The organism is Avibacterium sp. 20-126, assembly GCF_044358625.1.
Classification (GTDB): domain Bacteria; phylum Pseudomonadota; class Gammaproteobacteria; order Enterobacterales; family Pasteurellaceae; genus Avibacterium.
Map to the genome: position 1 here is coordinate 1,257,507 of NZ_CP091457.1, position 15,283 is coordinate 1,272,789.

Annotated in this window: 10 protein-coding genes; 5 read left to right on the forward strand and 5 right to left on the reverse strand. The window is 39.9% G+C overall.

All coding sequences use genetic code 11. The features are described 5' to 3' along the window. Positions 1-11 precede the first annotated feature (11 nt). Positions 12-2,648, forward strand: coding sequence for a TRAP transporter permease (locus L4F91_RS05795; protein WP_395895313.1), 2,637 nt, complete (start codon positions 12-14; stop codon positions 2,646-2,648). A gap of 91 nt (positions 2,649-2,739) precedes the next feature. Next, positions 2,740-3,165 carry a universal stress protein gene (locus L4F91_RS05800; protein WP_265777970.1) on the forward strand — a complete coding sequence of 142 codons (426 nt, stop codon included), beginning with the start codon at positions 2,740-2,742 and terminating at the stop codon, positions 3,163-3,165. 73 nt (positions 3,166-3,238) lie between these two features. On the opposite strand, the gene L4F91_RS05805 is transcribed toward L4F91_RS05800, so the two are convergent. The 5 genes from L4F91_RS05805 to proQ form a co-directional block, all read right to left on the reverse strand. Continuing rightward, positions 3,239-3,877: an MBL fold metallo-hydrolase gene (locus L4F91_RS05805; protein ID WP_265761847.1), complete on the reverse strand. Its 639-nt coding sequence runs from the start codon at positions 3,875-3,877 to the stop codon at positions 3,239-3,241. Positions 3,878-3,960: 83 nt separating this feature from the next. Continuing rightward, entirely contained in the window at positions 3,961-4,521 is a 561-nt protein-coding gene (locus L4F91_RS05810) for a DUF882 domain-containing protein (RefSeq protein ID WP_395895316.1), read from the reverse strand. Positions 4,522-4,637: 116 nt separating this feature from the next. Next, a complete protein-coding gene (locus tag L4F91_RS05815; RefSeq protein WP_395895318.1) occupies positions 4,638-6,137 on the reverse strand; it encodes a L,D-transpeptidase family protein in 1,500 nt (499 codons plus the stop codon). Between the two features lie 66 nt (positions 6,138-6,203). Next, positions 6,204-8,261 (reverse strand): carboxy terminal-processing peptidase, encoded by a 2,058-nt coding sequence (prc, locus tag L4F91_RS05820; protein WP_250350127.1) that lies wholly within the window; start codon positions 8,259-8,261, stop codon positions 6,204-6,206. Positions 8,262-8,329: 68 nt separating this feature from the next. Continuing rightward, positions 8,330-8,932, reverse strand: coding sequence for an RNA chaperone ProQ (gene proQ, locus L4F91_RS05825; protein WP_395895320.1), 603 nt, complete (start codon positions 8,930-8,932; stop codon positions 8,330-8,332). A gap of 220 nt (positions 8,933-9,152) precedes the next feature. Here proQ and L4F91_RS05830 point away from each other — a divergent pair, with 220 nt between their 5' ends. The 3 genes from L4F91_RS05830 (at position 9,153) to parE (ending at position 15,024) form a co-directional block, all read left to right on the forward strand. Next, a complete protein-coding gene (locus L4F91_RS05830) occupies positions 9,153-10,412 on the forward strand; it encodes a PqiA/YebS family transporter subunit (protein WP_395895322.1) in 1,260 nt (419 codons plus the stop codon). Continuing rightward, positions 10,390-13,032 (forward strand): MlaD family protein, encoded by a 2,643-nt coding sequence (locus L4F91_RS05835; RefSeq protein ID WP_395895324.1) that lies wholly within the window; start codon positions 10,390-10,392, stop codon positions 13,030-13,032. The genes L4F91_RS05830 and L4F91_RS05835 overlap by 23 nt, the downstream gene beginning before the upstream one ends. A gap of 90 nt (positions 13,033-13,122) precedes the next feature. Further along, complete coding sequence (gene parE, locus L4F91_RS05840) at positions 13,123-15,024, forward strand: DNA topoisomerase IV subunit B (RefSeq protein WP_250363114.1); 1,902 nt, start codon at positions 13,123-13,125, stop codon at positions 15,022-15,024. Positions 15,025-15,283: the final 259 nt, after the last annotated feature.

Consider the following 15,283-nt stretch of genomic DNA (forward strand, 5'->3'; position numbering starts at 1 on the left):
CGGGAGATTTTATGTCCGAATCCACAAAAAAAATGGATTATGATGATCTGCAAGATATGGTCGCCTCCAATGATTCAGGCGGACGAAATCCTACTGGTGCAAGCAGGAAACTGATTGTTATTACCGCAATTTTATGGTCATTATTTCAATTATATTACACTTCTCCATTTCCATTTTGGCTACAAGAAGTCATACGAAATTTTGGGGTAGATGTTAATGTGGTGATCGATGATACTAAAGCACGTTCGATCCACCTTGCCTTTGCATTATTTTTAGCCTATTTATCTTTCCCTGCGTTTGCGACTTCGCCAAAACACCGCATTCCGTTATTAGACTGGTTTTTTGCTACGCTTGGCGCATTTTTAGGGGCATATTACATTTTCTTTTATGAAGGCTTAGTAACACGTTTTGGTGCGCCTAATACGCAAGATATTATCGCAGGCTGCCTCGGTGTATTATTACTGTTAGAGGCTTGTCGTCGTAGCCTTGGTTTACCTTTAGTGATTATTGCTAGCGTCTTTTTAGCTTATAACTATTTTGGTCAGTTTTTGCCAACGGATTGGATCATTAGCCACCGTTCAGGCTCACTTTCGCAAATGGTGAACCAGCAATGGGTAACCACTGAAGGGGTGTTTGGTGTTGCATTGGGGGTTTCTACTAAATATGTCTTCCTCTTTGTTTTATTTGGGGCATTATTAGATAAAGCGGGAGCAGGTAACTATTTTATTAAAACCGCTTTTGCTTACTTAGGTCATTTGCGTGGCGGGCCGGCTAAAGCCGCCGTGGTGTCATCAGGCTTAACTGGACTTATTTCAGGTTCATCAATTGCTAACGTCGTAACCACAGGAACGTTCACTATTCCAATGATGAAACGTGTTGGCTTTTCCGCAGAAAAAGCAGGCGCAGTAGAAGTTGCCTCTTCCGTGAATGGGCAAATTATGCCACCAGTAATGGGCGCAGCTGCTTTCTTGATGATTGAATATGTCAATATGCCTTATAGCCAACTTATCACCTATGCGGCACTACCAGCATTAATTTCTTATATTGCCTTGGTTTATATTGTGCATTTAGAAGCATTAAAAATGAACTTGCACGGTTTACCAAGAACAGATCCACCAAATCCATTCTTAATTACCTTACTAAAATTAGTGAGCACAATTCTAGCCGTCATTGTTTTAGTTATTGGGGTCAAATTTACCTTAGGTTGGATCAAAACTATCGCACCTGAACATAGCTTTTTGATTGTTGCTATCGCATTAGCTTTAGTGTACTTGGCATTAATTCGCCGTGTTGCACAATTTCCTGATTTAGAAATTGATGATCCAAACTCGCCCGTGGTAAAACTGCCTTCAGCAAAACCAACGGTAAATGCTGGGTTACATTATTTGATTCCAGTGGTCGTCCTCATTTGGTGTTTAATGGTTGAAATGCTCTCACCGGGTCTTTCTGCTTTCTGGGGAACTGTTACCTTAATGGTTATTCTCGTTACTCAACATCCGTTGCTTAACTTCTTCCGCAATAAACCAATTAGCACAGATCAGTTTAAACAAGGTTTTCATTCGCTTGTTGATGGATTAGAAACCGGTGCGCGAAATATGATCGGGATTGGAATCGCTACTGCAACGGCAGGAATTATCGTTGGGGTGGTTTCTCTGACTGGCTTTGGCGTGCAACTTTCAGGCATTATCGAAATGCTCTCAATGGGTAACATCTTGCTTATGCTTATCCTTGTGGCAATCTTCAGCTTAATTCTTGGAATGGGCTTGCCAACCACTGCCAACTATATCGTCGTGTCATCATTAATGGCACTGGTTATAGTCGAAGTCGGAAAACAAAATGGCTTAATCGTCCCACTGATTGCCGTACATTTATTCGTTTTTTACTTCGGCATTATGGCAGACGTAACCCCGCCAGTAGGCCTTGCTTCTTTTGCAGCCGCTGCGGTATCGGGAGGCAATCCAATAAAAACAGGGTTAGTGGCGTTCTTTTATAGCTTAAGAACCGCAATCTTGCCATTCTTGTTTATCTTTAATACGGATCTGCTATTAATTGATGTGGGCTGGGCAAAAGGCATACTGGTTGCCGTGGTCTCTACCATTGCCATACTCGCCTTTACCTCTGCGACAATGAATTATTTCATCACGAAGAATAAGCTATGGGAAACCTTTGCCTTAATTTTTGCGGCATTTATCATTTTCCGCCCGGGTTTCTTTATGGAATATATTTCCCCAACGTCTTACCATATTGAACCTGTTCACTTGGCACAAGCGTTGGAGAACGTGCCAGTAAATGAAAAAATTACGGTGAAAGTCGCGGGTACCAATCCTTATGGAAAACAAATTGAGTTTTACTCTGAACTCAGTGTGCCAGACGGAAAAACAGGTGAGGAACGCCTTAACAAACTTGGTTTAACCTTACTCAATACCGATGAAACCATTGAAATTGAGGGTAAAACCACGCCAAAAGTGATTATTGATATGGTTGAAATTGATTCCCCTGCTGCCAAAGCGGGATTAAATTGGGATCAAACCTTATTAGATATTTCCTTACCGAAAGTGGCTATCGCCAAAGAATGGATGTTCATCCCCGGCTTGTTGATTATTCTCCTCGTTGGATTTAATCAACGCCGTAGAGCGAAAAAACAATAAAAAAATTGACCGCACTTTGCAATTAAAGTGCGGTCAAAATTTTATAAATTTACCCAATGTAAAAACCGCAACCGAATAAAAGGATCTTATTATGTACAACAAACTGCTTATCGCCATTGATCTCAGCAATCTAAAAAGTGCGAAGTATGTCGTAGATACCGCATTACAGCTTACTAACCATAACCCCGATGCGATTTACCGTGTTGTGACGATTATTGAACCTATTGATGACAGCTTTGTCTCTGCCTTCTTACCGAAAAACTTTGATAAATCCGTGATTGAAGAGGCGAATAAAACGCTGCACGAATTCACTAAAACCCACTTTCCAGCAGGAGCAAAAGTGCAGCATATCGTTGCCCATGGTACGATCTACGAAGAAATTAATCGCATCGCCGATGAAAAAGCAGTAGATCTCATCATTATGCTCGCCAGCAGCAAACCAAACGCCAAAGGATTAAGCAGTAACACAGTAAAAGTAGCACGCTACGGCAAAAAACCGATTTTGGTTTTGAAATAAAAGAGATAAACAAAAAAGGGAGTAAACGCACAATACTCCCTTTCTTGTTATTTAGAACACCACTTTGATTTTTCTACATTCCCTGCAAAAACGGGTTGCTTTTCTTTTCCTTACCAATGGTAGTGTAATTTCCGTGACCTGCGATGATAATCATTTCATCGGGTAACGGATAGAGTTTTTCTTTAATTGAGTTCAGCAAGGTTTGGTGATCGCCACCGGGGAAATCTGTACGCCCAATGCTATTTTGGAATAATACATCACCAGTAAATGCAATATTTTTGCTATGCTCAATAAAACCAATATGCCCCGGTGTATGCCCCGGTAAATGCAACACTTCAAAATTGAAGTCCCCCACTTTAATGATTTCCCCTTCTTCATTTAACCAGCGATCAGGCAAAAAAGCGTTTGTTTCAAATAACATTCCAAAGCGTTCTGCTTGTTGTGGTAAGCCTTCAAACCAATAGCGATCGGCATCGTGAGAACCCCAAATTTCCACATTAAAGTGATTTTTCAGTTTTTCTGCTGCACTGATATGATCTAAATGACCATGAGTAAGCAAAATCAATTTTAGATTTAATCCTAGTTCTTCAATCCGTTTAATGAGCTTTTCGGCTTCGCCACCGGGATCAATAATTGCGGCATTTTTTTCATCGTCCCAAATAATTGAACAATTTTGTTGAAATGCAGTAACTGGGATAATTTCAATATTCATTTTCTTTCCTTTACTAAAACTGTTTAAATTGAAATAAGAAAACCGCAAACTTACTTGCGGTTTTCTATTAAAAATAGTGTAAATCAGCTTCCACGCCAAGTGCGAACAGGACCTGTATCAATATGCACGAAATTACTTCTAGGATAATACCCAACACCACCATTATTAAGGCTTTCTGCAGCTTTTCTAACCTGCGCTAATGGTACACCATCAATACGAAAATCAATTGCTTGTCCACGAATATGGTAGCTATTACTTGCAACACCACGACTTCTTCGGTGCATTGCAGCATTACTCGCAGGCGAACGATAGCCACAAATGATCTGAATTTCTGTATTGCGCAAACCTAAATGACTTTGAATTTGGTAAAACTTATTAAATAATTTAGGATCCATTCGACGGATCTGATTATTACGTTTATCGCGTAATAAGTAATCCAACTTTTTCAGACTTGCCGTAGAAAACCCTTTTGTCGGACTAAATTCCCCTGCGAAACGATCACCCGTATTAATATTTCTAAAGTTAAGAATGCGTGGTTTTGCTGTTGATACCATTGCTAATACAGAGTTTGGTAATAACGAGATACCTAAAGTAATCCCCCCAAGGGAAAGCCATTTGCGGCGTTGCTGATTAATGTCACTCATATTAATAATTCTTTACGCTAAATTTACAATTCTTTACTTTTTGACTATGCACTTTCTAATTAGTTCATAAAAAAGTAAAAAAATTTAATAAAAATCATTTTTCAATGTGCCAGGAACTACATCAAATATTTTTTTACCGCATTCCAGTTTACATAGTTTAGATTTGGTACAACATCATAACCATAAATATCTGGCAAGGTATGTAATTTTCCACCATTCATCCAAGCCGTTACATAATAAAGATAAACAGGATTGTCTGACCCGACATTGGCAGAAGTGGTTTTCTTACTACCCAGCACGTTACGCTTACGCTCATCAGACCAACCGACTTCTTTCAATAAAATGCTGGCTAACTGATCAGATTGTTCAACGCGAATACAGCCTGAACTTAAGGCACGATCTTTTTTGTTAAATAAATTATGGTTTGGTGTATCGTGCAAATAAATCGCATCAGCACTTGGCATATTAAATTTATAATTCCCTAATGCACTATCCCCCGGTGCTTGGCGAATACGATAAGGGAATTTGTTGCCCATTGCTTCCCAGTTAATGGAATGCGGATCAATGATACGCCCAGAACCGTCTGTAATCGTATAACCATTACGAGCCACATAGCCCGGATCGCGTTTGATTTTTGGTACAAGATCTTCATTAATTAAACGCGTTGTGGGTGTCCAAGGTGGATTGACCACAACATTGCTTAACTTGCTGTACATCACAGGGGTTTTACGTGCTTGTTTACCTACGATAACGCGTGAATTCATCACCAGTTTACCATTACGATAATAATTAAGCTGATAACTTGGAATATTTACAAAAAGTCCATTATTAAACTCAGGCAAAATTCTTAAACGCTGCGTGTTGATCGCCAATTTATAGCGTTGATTAGGATCTATTTTTCCTGAAGAAATTAACGCTTCTAGCTGGTATAAAGTTTGACGATATAAGCTATTTTTCCCCGCAAGCTGCGCAACAAATTCAAAATGTTGATTATTTTTCACCGCACTTAACCAACGGTAAATGTCCTGATCAGTCGGTTCGGCACTTTTATACGCTGTTGGAGAATACAACCATTTCTGTGCAGATTTTAAGACATTTTGTGAATAATAAAGATAATCAAGGAAAGCGTCAGTCAGCAAAATATCATAGATCAAACGATCTTTGCCTTCAGCATTGTAAATACGATCTAAATTCTGTGCGGATTGACGAGAAATGCCACTCGCAACTAATGCCGCATACTCGCGTAAAAACTGTTTCTCCGCTTTTTTATCTTCCCATAGCAAAATATAATCATTTTGTGTATAAATTTTGGCAACGGCAGATTTAAACATTAACGGTTGTGTGCCAATAATATCCGTTAAACGCTGTTCTGAACGCTGTTGCTGTTCTGCATTTAGACGATCTTCTTCTGCTTTACGTTCTGCTGAAATTTTCTCAGCAATTGCTTTTCGTTCAAGTAAAAGCTGTTCATTGGTGAGTTTTACCGTTACAGGTATTGAAGATTGCCCAGCATTCACAACAGGAACCGGGTTTGTCGCAATAGCTGTTCCCACATAAGTACAAGACGTCCATAAAGCCGCGCATGTAGCTAACTTAAATGAAGTCGTTTTTAACATTCTAGAGTCCTTAAATATAAAAATCACAATAAAAAGTACCGCACTTATAAAAGTGCGGTGAGAAATTTAGTTATTTTTCGGCGTAACCTCTTTTTCCGAAAGAGGATGTTTTTCATCAAAATTAATGAGATCCACCGCCATTTTTTCTGCTTCTTTTAAGTAGAAATCAGGTGCTTCATAATCTTTCGGCAAATCATCCAGTTTCTTCAATGGCTTTTTGCCTTCACGTTTAAAGCGTGCATTGAGGTCTTTCAAGCGTTTTGCATCATCTTTATCATTTTCTGCTTTACGTTTTGCAAAATTCAATGATAAATATTTACGCTCACGGCGTGCATCCAATACTTTAAGATCTTCATTAAGGGCTATAAATTCAGGATCTTTTGCCATTCGAGCAATATGCGGGGCTTCTAACGCATTAACGGCTTCTCTTGCATTTCCTGCCTCTGAATAAGGAGCGGGTGGTAATTTATCCCAAGGTAATGCATTGTCCTCTTTTTCTTCACCATATTCCTTCAAATCAATGACTGAAGGGAAAGTAATATCTGGCGCAACCCCTTTCAACTGAGTACTTCCGCCATTGATACGGTAGAATTTTTGAATGGTGTATTGAATAAGCCCCATTGGCGTTTCTTCCGAATCAAACACAAAATTCAATGGACGACTTTGTTGAACCGTGCCTTTACCAAAGGTATTCTGCCCAATAATGATAGCTCGGTTATAATCTTGCATTGCAGCGGCAAAAATTTCTGACGCAGAGGCACTAAAACGATTAATCATCACCAATAATGGCCCTGAATACGCTTGCGTATTATCTGGATCTTCGTGAATACGAATGCGTTGATAAGCATCTCTCACCTGAACCACTGGCCCATCGGTAATAAATAAGCCGGTCAATTCAACCACTTCTTTTAATGAACCGCCACCGTTTTCACGCAAATCAATGATCAATGCTTGTGCATTTTTCTGTTTCATTTCCACAAGCAGTTTTTTCACATCTTCCGCTAAGCCCAGATAAAAACTTGGAATTTTAATAACAGCAATTTGCTTACCTTCCACCTTTTCAACGGTTAATTTGGCAGCTTGGTCTTCTAAACGGATTTTATCTCGAATAAGGGTAACAATACGGGATTTGCCACCTTTTTCTGGCTCAATTTCTAAACGAACTTTGCTACCTTTTTTCCCTTTGATCTTATCAATCACGTCATCTAAACGCCAACCGACAACATCTTCAATTTCCCCTTTCGCCTGCCCAACGCCTACGATTTTATCTCCCGGCTTAATTTTTTTACTGCGATCTGCTGGCGCACCAGCGACCAAGGATTTTATAATCGTGTCGCCATCTTCCGACTGTAATGTTGCCCCAATCCCTTCTAAAGAAAGATTCATACTTTCATTAAAACTTTTTGCCGTTCTTGGTGCAAGATAACTGGTATGTGGATCAATTTCGCGCGCAAAGGCATTCAAATACACTTGAAGAATATCATCAGCTTTCGTTTGTGTTAAACGGCGAATCGCTAAATCATAACGTTTGGTTAAGGTTTTCTTGATTTCACGCCAATTCTTGCCTTTGAGCTTCAAGTTAATAATGTCATTTTTAACGCGTTGCGCCCAAAGTGCATTGGCCTCTTCTTCCGTTTTTGGCCAAGCTGCATCCTTGCGTTCAATCTCAATTTGATCATCTGTGCTGAGATTTGGCTCTTTATCTAAAAGAGATAAGGCATATTTATAACGTTCATAACGGCGTTTCATCATTCGATCGTACATCGCAAACGCCATATCTAGCTTACCTTGGTTAAGCTGATCGTCTAGCTTATCGCCATAGTTAGCGCGCATTTCTGCCACATCTGAAGCCAAGAACGTATTCCGGTTAAAATCTAAATTTTTTAAATAGCGATCAAAAATCTTTTGCGAAAAGTCATCATCTAACTGAAACTTACGATAATGAGATTGGGTTAAACGCGTTGCAACGCGCTTTGTTACCAACTGGTTCGTTTCAGTTGGTTCTGGAATGACAATATCTGCCGCCTTCAATTTAGGGGCAACAGCAACGGCAAGATCCGCATTAACAAATAAGGCACTTAGCAGCAAACCGGCTAAGTAGCCTTTTCTTTTATTAAATTTCATTCAAATGTCCTAATCAAAGTAAATATCACAATGATGACTTCTTTACTTAACTCAATAAATAACGAGAATTATGCAAATAAGCGCTCTGCGGTGACAGAGATTGTTAAACCATTTTCAAGTTCAACACGTACATTGTCTTTCACCACTTCTAAAACCACGGCACGCTTTGTGCTATTTCCTGCTTTGACTTTTACTGTCGCCCCTTGCGTTAAAGTAGCAAGATCTACTGCAACTAAATTAGGTCTATTCGTTTTTTTGCCATTCGCTTTGTTACTATTTGGACGCGCTGGCTTTTTATTGGTTTTTGGGTTTGCCGCACGTTCCGCAGCACGTTTTTCCGCCACTTTTGCTTTGCTTTCCGCTAATTTTTGTGCGGCGTGTTCTGCGTGTTCTTTTTCTAATATGCCTGCAGGATTACCTTGCAAATCAACGCGTTCAGCCCCCTCTTTACAAGCATATAAATAACACCAACCTGCTGTATATAAACGCAATGCTTGACGCAATTGGGTTTTGCTCACTTTTTCATCATCAGCAAGGGCTTCGGCTAAATCTTGGAAAATCCCGATTTTTAACGGTCTTGCCTCACCTTCAAGGAAAAAACAGCGCGGAAACTTTTCCGCAAGGTAAGCAATAATTTCTTTGTTATTTGTTAATTTCTGCACTTCTGTCATTGTGTAATCTCACATACCACTAATTTTGAATAAAAAAATCTGCGCTATTCTAGCTTAAATTAGAAGAAAATGGCAATTTTTTGATCGAGTTTTACCTGATACTTCAATAAAAAACAAAGTGCGGTACTTTTTGCATAAATTTTCCGTAAAAAATCACCGCACTTTGAAAACCATTTAAATCCATATAAAATAGCGATTTTATTTTCACTTATCGTATTTAATGACTAAACCGTTAAACAGCACAGATTACGCCAAACAGCATATTGCACGTTGTTCTCATTGCGATGCCACGGTGTCCGTGCCAACATTGAAAGCAAGCGAATATGCAGAATGTCCTCGCTGTGATGAAGTGCTATATTCGGGCAGCCGTTGGAGTTTACATCGTTGCTCAATGATTGCGCTATCTATGTTGATTTTAATGCCTTTTGCCTTGAACTATCCTTTATTGAGTATTGATTTACTGGGTACACGGGTAGAGGCATCAATATGGCAAGGGGTATGGAAAATGGCAACGGAGGGCTATCCATATACGGCATTTTTAATTTTTCTTTGTGCCGTATTTATGCCCATTTCTTTTGCGATTTTGGTTATTTTACTCCGTCTTTCACAAATATTCGGCATTAAGCCGCGTAATATTTTACTCGCGTTGGGATACATTAAACCTTGGGTGATGTTTGATGTGTATTTGGTTGCCTTAGGGGTAACAATGTTTAAAGTGCGAGAATACGCCACGCTTAGTCTTGATATTTATTTAATTGCCTTTATTTTCACCGCACTTTTAACTACTCTGCTCTTTATTAAGCTCAATCTTAATGCATTATGGAATGATTTTTATCCACAAGACAGATTTTTAACAGCAATGCCCAAGAAACCACCTTGCGTGTGTTTGGAATGTCATTATACTTTTACCGAACCTTATCAAGATAGCAAACATCGTAAGCGTTGCCCGCGTTGCCTCACCATCACGGAAGTTTCGGCAAATATTAGGTTGCAACGCACGTGGGCAACCTTAATTGCGGGGATTATTATGCTTTTCCCTGCTAATTTATTGCCTATGTCGGTGGTTTATGTCAATGGCGCACCAAGTGCGGATACCTTGATGTCTGGGGTAATGACGTTTATTGAAATGGGCAGTTACTTTGTGGCGTTCGTTGTCTTTTCAGCCAGTATTTTTATCCCAATCAGTAAAGTTTTTATTTTGCTTTATCTCTTAATTTGTGTACATTTCAATATTCACCAATCTATAAAATGGCAAATGCGTCTGTTTCATCTCGTGCATTTTGTTGGACGTTGGTCGATGTTAGATTTATTCGTACTCGCCTTGATGATGTCCCTTGTTGCTCGTGGACAGATTATTAATTTTTCCGTTGGCCCTGCTACGTTCTATTTTGGTGCAGCCGTATTTTTAACAATGATTTCAGCTTCACAGTTTGACAGTCGTTTACTTTGGAAGATTTATGACAGAAAAAAACAAAAATAGTATTGAAGAAAATTATCAACAGGTACAAGCCACTATTCATAAAAATAAACGGATTTCACCTTTTTGGCTGTTGCCGTTTATTGCCTTATGTATTGGGGCGATTTTGTTCTTTCAAATAATACAAGAACAAGGGATTAGTATCAAAATTACCTTTGATAATGGCGATGGTTTAGTCGCAGGGAAAACGCAAATTCGCTATCAAGGTTTGCAGATCGGGGTGGTAAAAAAGGTGAATTTCACAGATGATCTGAAAAAAGTCGAAGTCGCTGCAAGTATCTACCCCGAAGCTAAAACGGTCTTACGCCAAAACACCAAATTTTGGTTAGTTCGTCCAAGTGCCTCTTTAGCGGGTATTTCAGGTATTGATGCGCTGGTTTCTGGTAACTATATTACCCTGCAACCCGGTGATGGTGAATCAGAAGATGAATTTGTGGCAGAAGATGAAGGGCCGATAGCTCAAGTTACTGAAGGCGATTTGCTTATTCATTTACTTGCTGATGACTTAGGCTCGATCTCTATTGGCGCCTCTGTCTATTTCAAAAAAATGCCCGTAGGGAAAATTTATGATTACCGTTTCACAAAAGATCAAAAGAAAATTGAAATTGATGTTGTGATCGATAAGCCTTATACGCAATTTGTAAAAAAAGACAGCCATTTCTGGAACATCAGTGGGATTAACGCCAATATTGGTATGTCTGGCATTAATGTCAAGGTAGATAGTTTGAATGCGGTTGTTCAAGGTGCGGTGGCATTTGATTCCCCACAAAATAGCCCTCAAGCGGAAAATAATACCAGTTACCGATTATATGCCAACTTACAAGCAGCCAAACGTGGCATTGAAGTTAATATCACTATGCCAAATATAGCGGGATTAAAAGCAGGTAAAACCGCTGTATATTCACAAGATGCACAAATCGGTTTACTTTCTGAGTTAAGTGCGGTGGAAAATAATGAGAAAATTTTACAGGGCAAATTACTTATTGATCCTAGTGCTGAAAATTTATTCAAAACTAACACCGAAATAGTATTACGCAACACAAAATTTAGCTTAAATGAACTCTCAGATCCGCAAAAATTATTACGGGGCGAATATTTTGATGTCGTCAGTGGTAGCGGTGAAAAACAGACGCAATTTAATGTCATCAAAGAGAATGAGCTTTTACTTAAACAACCTGATACGCTGGTGCTAACCTTAACCGCACCAGAAACCTATAATATTAGTGAAGGGCAACAAATTTATTATAATAATTTTGCCATCGGTGAAATTGTGAGCCAATCTATCGAACAAGATAATGTGCATTTTAACATTGCTATTGCAAGTAAATACCGCCATTTAATCCACCCAGATACGCTGTTTATTGCTGCCTCGAATTTTGAAGTGAGCCTTGGTGCTGATGGGATAAAAATGCAAGCAGCTACGCCAGAAAAATGGCTTCAAGGTGGCATTCGTATTGTTGCGGGTCATCAATCTGGAAAATTGCCTGAAAGTTTTCCTTTATATCGTGATCTCAGCAATGCAGAAGCGGGGATTGTGAGCAATGATCTCACCCCAACGATTACCTTAACTACCTCACAACTACCGAGTATTGATAAAGGCTCTCTTGTGCTTTATCGCCAATATGAAGTGGGTAAAATTCTGGCCATTCATCCGAAAAAAGATCATTTTGATGTCGATGTCTTCATTTATCCTAAAAATCGTGATCTACTGACCAATAAAAGCCTATTCTGGGTGGAAAGTGCTGCGCAGGTAGATATTACGCCAAAAGGAATCAGTATCCAAGCAACGCCTATTGCACGCACTCTAAAAGGGGCAATTAGCTTTGATAACAGCGGTTCAGGGAATAAAATTCTTTACCCAAATGAAATGCGAGCCAAATCCGCTGGACAAATCATTAAGCTCACGGCAAGTGATGCCACAAATCTAAGCAAAGGAATGCCATTACGTTATATGGGCTTAACCATTGGTGAAGTGGATCGCATTGAGCTTTCCGCAGATCGCAAAATCATTGCCACCGCATTGATTAATCCCCAATATATGGCAATGATTGCGAAAGAAAACAGTAAATTCCGTCTCATTTCACCACAAATTTCCGCCGGTGGCATTGAAAATTTAGACAGTTTATTACAACCTTATATTGATGTCGAAGCGGGTAGCGGAAAAATACGCAATCAATTTCGTTTAACACAATCCGTGCCAACAACCAATAAATATGGTGATGGTTTCCCATTAATTTTAGAAACCAAAGATGCAATGAATATCACCGTGGGTTCACCTGTTATGTATCGAGGGGTTGAAGTGGGTACAATTCGCAATTTGGAATTGAATTCCATTGGTGATCGAGTATTGGTGCATATTGTCATTGCCAATAAGCATAAATCTCTCGTGCGTCAAAATTCTGAGTTTTGGATCGCCTCAGGCTATGGTATGGAATTAGGTTTCACTGGGCTATCTATTAATACAGGATCAATGCAACAATTGTTAAAAGGTGGCATTGCATTCTCTACCCCATCAGGCACGGTGGTGCAACCACAAGCAAAAGCTAATCAACATTTCTTATTACAAGAAAAACGCCCTAAAGAGGCAATAAACTGGAATTTAGGCGTTTTAGGTAACGAATAAAAAAAGCAAAAAAACCAACCGCACTTTTGTATCAGTTGGTTTTTTTGCTAAACTTTTAGCAATTTTTATTATTAAATTACGGAAACCCCAATGACAACGAATTATTCCGCCAATGAAATTACCGTTTTAAAAGATCTCGAGCCCGTTCAACTGCGCCCCGGAATGTACACGGATACCACACGCCCAAACCACTTAGGGCAAGAAGTCATTGATAATAGTGTTGATGAAGCACTTGCTGGCTATGCCACAAAAATCGAAGTGATTTTACATAAAGACCAATCCCTTGAAGTGATTGATAATGGACGTGGAATGCCGGTGGATATTCACCCTAGCGAAGGGGTTTCTGGTGTTGAAGTAATCCTTACTAAATTGCACGCGGGAGGAAAGTTTTCTAATAAAAACTATACCTTCTCTGGCGGTTTGCACGGCGTGGGAATTTCTGTGGTGAATGCCCTTTCTGACCGTGTGGATATTCAAATTAAACGTAACGGACAGGTCTATAAAATCGCCTTTGAAAATGGTGTAAAAGTCCAAGAATTAGAGGTAATTGGCACTTGTGGACGCCGTACAACTGGCACGACTGTGCATTTCAAGCCTAACCCAAAATATTTTGATAGCAGTAACTTCTCTGTTAGCCGTTTACGCCATTTATTACGTGCCAAAGCGGTTCTCTGTTCGGGATTAGAAATTCGCTTTATTGATAAAATAAACGGCACAGAAGATGTTTGGCTGTATCAAGACGGTTTATCCGATTATTTAACGGAAAACGTAGAAGGCTATACCACACTCCCCGCCTCGCCTTTTGTTGGAAATTTTGAAACAGAAAAAGAAACCGCAAGTTGGGCATTAATCTGGTTACCTGAAGGCGGTGATTTATTAGGTGAAAGTTATGTAAACTTAATTCCCACCATTCAAGGCGGAACGCACGTTAATGGCTTACGCCAAGGGTTGCTCGATGCAATGCGTGAATTTTGCGAATTTCGCAATTTATTACCAAGAGGGCTTAAACTTACCGCCGATGATATTTGGGATCGCTGTGCTTATGTGCTTTCTATCAAAATGCAAGATCCGCAATTTGCAGGACAAACGAAAGAACGTCTATCTTCCCGTCAAAGTGCCGTTTTCGTCAGCGGAGTGGTGAAAGATGCGTTTAGTTTATGGCTCAACCAAAATGTACAAGAAGCGGAAGAACTGGCAAAAATGGCGATTAGCTCTGCTGAACGGCGGTTACGGGCAGCGAAAAAAGTGGTGCGCAAAAAACAAGTGAGCGGTCCAGCCCTTCCGGGGAAATTAGCAGATTGTAGCTCACAAGATTTAGCCTTAACTGAATTATTCTTAGTTGAAGGAGACTCTGCTGGCGGCTCGGCGAAACAAGCACGAGATCGTGAATATCAAGCCATTCTACCGCTTAGGGGGAAAATTCTAAATACTTGGGAAGTCTCCGCCGATCAAGTTCTTGGTTCGCAAGAAGTCCACGATATTGCTGTGGCATTGGGAATTGATCCAGACAATAGCGATCTTTCTCAGTTACGTTATGGCAAGGTTTGTATTCTAGCCGATGCGGATTCTGACGGCTTGCATATTGCTACCCTACTCTGCGCCCTGTTCTTACGCCATTTCCCGAAACTGGTGGCAGAAGGCCACGTTTATGTGGCAATGCCACCACTTTATCGCATTGACATCGGTAATGAAGTTTATTACGCCCTTGATGAAGGGGAAAAAGAAGGGATTTTAGATCGCCTCAAAAATAAGAAAGGGAAAATCAATGTACAGCGTTTTAAAGGGTTAGGGGAAATGAACCCAAGCCAGTTGCGGGAAACCACAATGGATCCCAATACACGTCGCTTAGTACAGCTCACCTTTGATCAAGAGAATGAGCAAAACCAAACAGAAACCTTTGAATTAATGGATATGTTGTTAGCTAAAAAACGCGCAGAAGATCGCAAAAGCTGGCTACAATCCAAAGGTGATCAAGTTGATCTTAGCGTATAAGGAATCGCGATGAAAAAAACCATTTTCGCATTATTATGCACCGCACTTTTTACCAATATTCCGTTTGCATTTGCCGCCAATGAAATCAATACGGCAAGCACATCTTCATCAATCAAGCAAGCACAACAGGCAGAAAAAAATGCAGATGATGCCACAAGCACAGCACAAAACGCACAATTACAGCATTCCCTTACGCAGTTGCAACAGGCAATGCAAGAAGTGGCAAAAAATATGCAAAGTGCGGTAGAAAATTCAGCTG

Coding starts and splice junctions, on each gene's coding strand:
- prc (WP_250350127.1), bottom strand. CDS start 8,261: ATGAAATTTAATAAAAGAAAAGGCTACTTAGCCGGTTTGCTGCTAAGT.
- parE (WP_250363114.1), top strand. CDS start 13,123: ATGACAACGAATTATTCCGCCAATGAAATTACCGTTTTAAAAGATCTC.
- proQ (WP_395895320.1), bottom strand. CDS start 8,932: ATGACAGAAGTGCAGAAATTAACAAATAACAAAGAAATTATTGCTTAC.
- L4F91_RS05800 (WP_265777970.1), top strand. CDS start 2,740: ATGTACAACAAACTGCTTATCGCCATTGATCTCAGCAATCTAAAAAGT.
- L4F91_RS05810 (WP_395895316.1), bottom strand. CDS start 4,521: ATGAGTGACATTAATCAGCAACGCCGCAAATGGCTTTCCCTTGGGGGG.
- L4F91_RS05815 (WP_395895318.1), bottom strand. CDS start 6,137: ATGTTAAAAACGACTTCATTTAAGTTAGCTACATGCGCGGCTTTATGG.
- L4F91_RS05830 (WP_395895322.1), top strand. CDS start 9,153: ATGACTAAACCGTTAAACAGCACAGATTACGCCAAACAGCATATTGCA.
- L4F91_RS05835 (WP_395895324.1), top strand. CDS start 10,390: ATGACAGAAAAAAACAAAAATAGTATTGAAGAAAATTATCAACAGGTA.
- L4F91_RS05795 (WP_395895313.1), top strand. CDS start 12: ATGTCCGAATCCACAAAAAAAATGGATTATGATGATCTGCAAGATATG.
- L4F91_RS05805 (WP_265761847.1), bottom strand. CDS start 3,877: ATGAATATTGAAATTATCCCAGTTACTGCATTTCAACAAAATTGTTCA.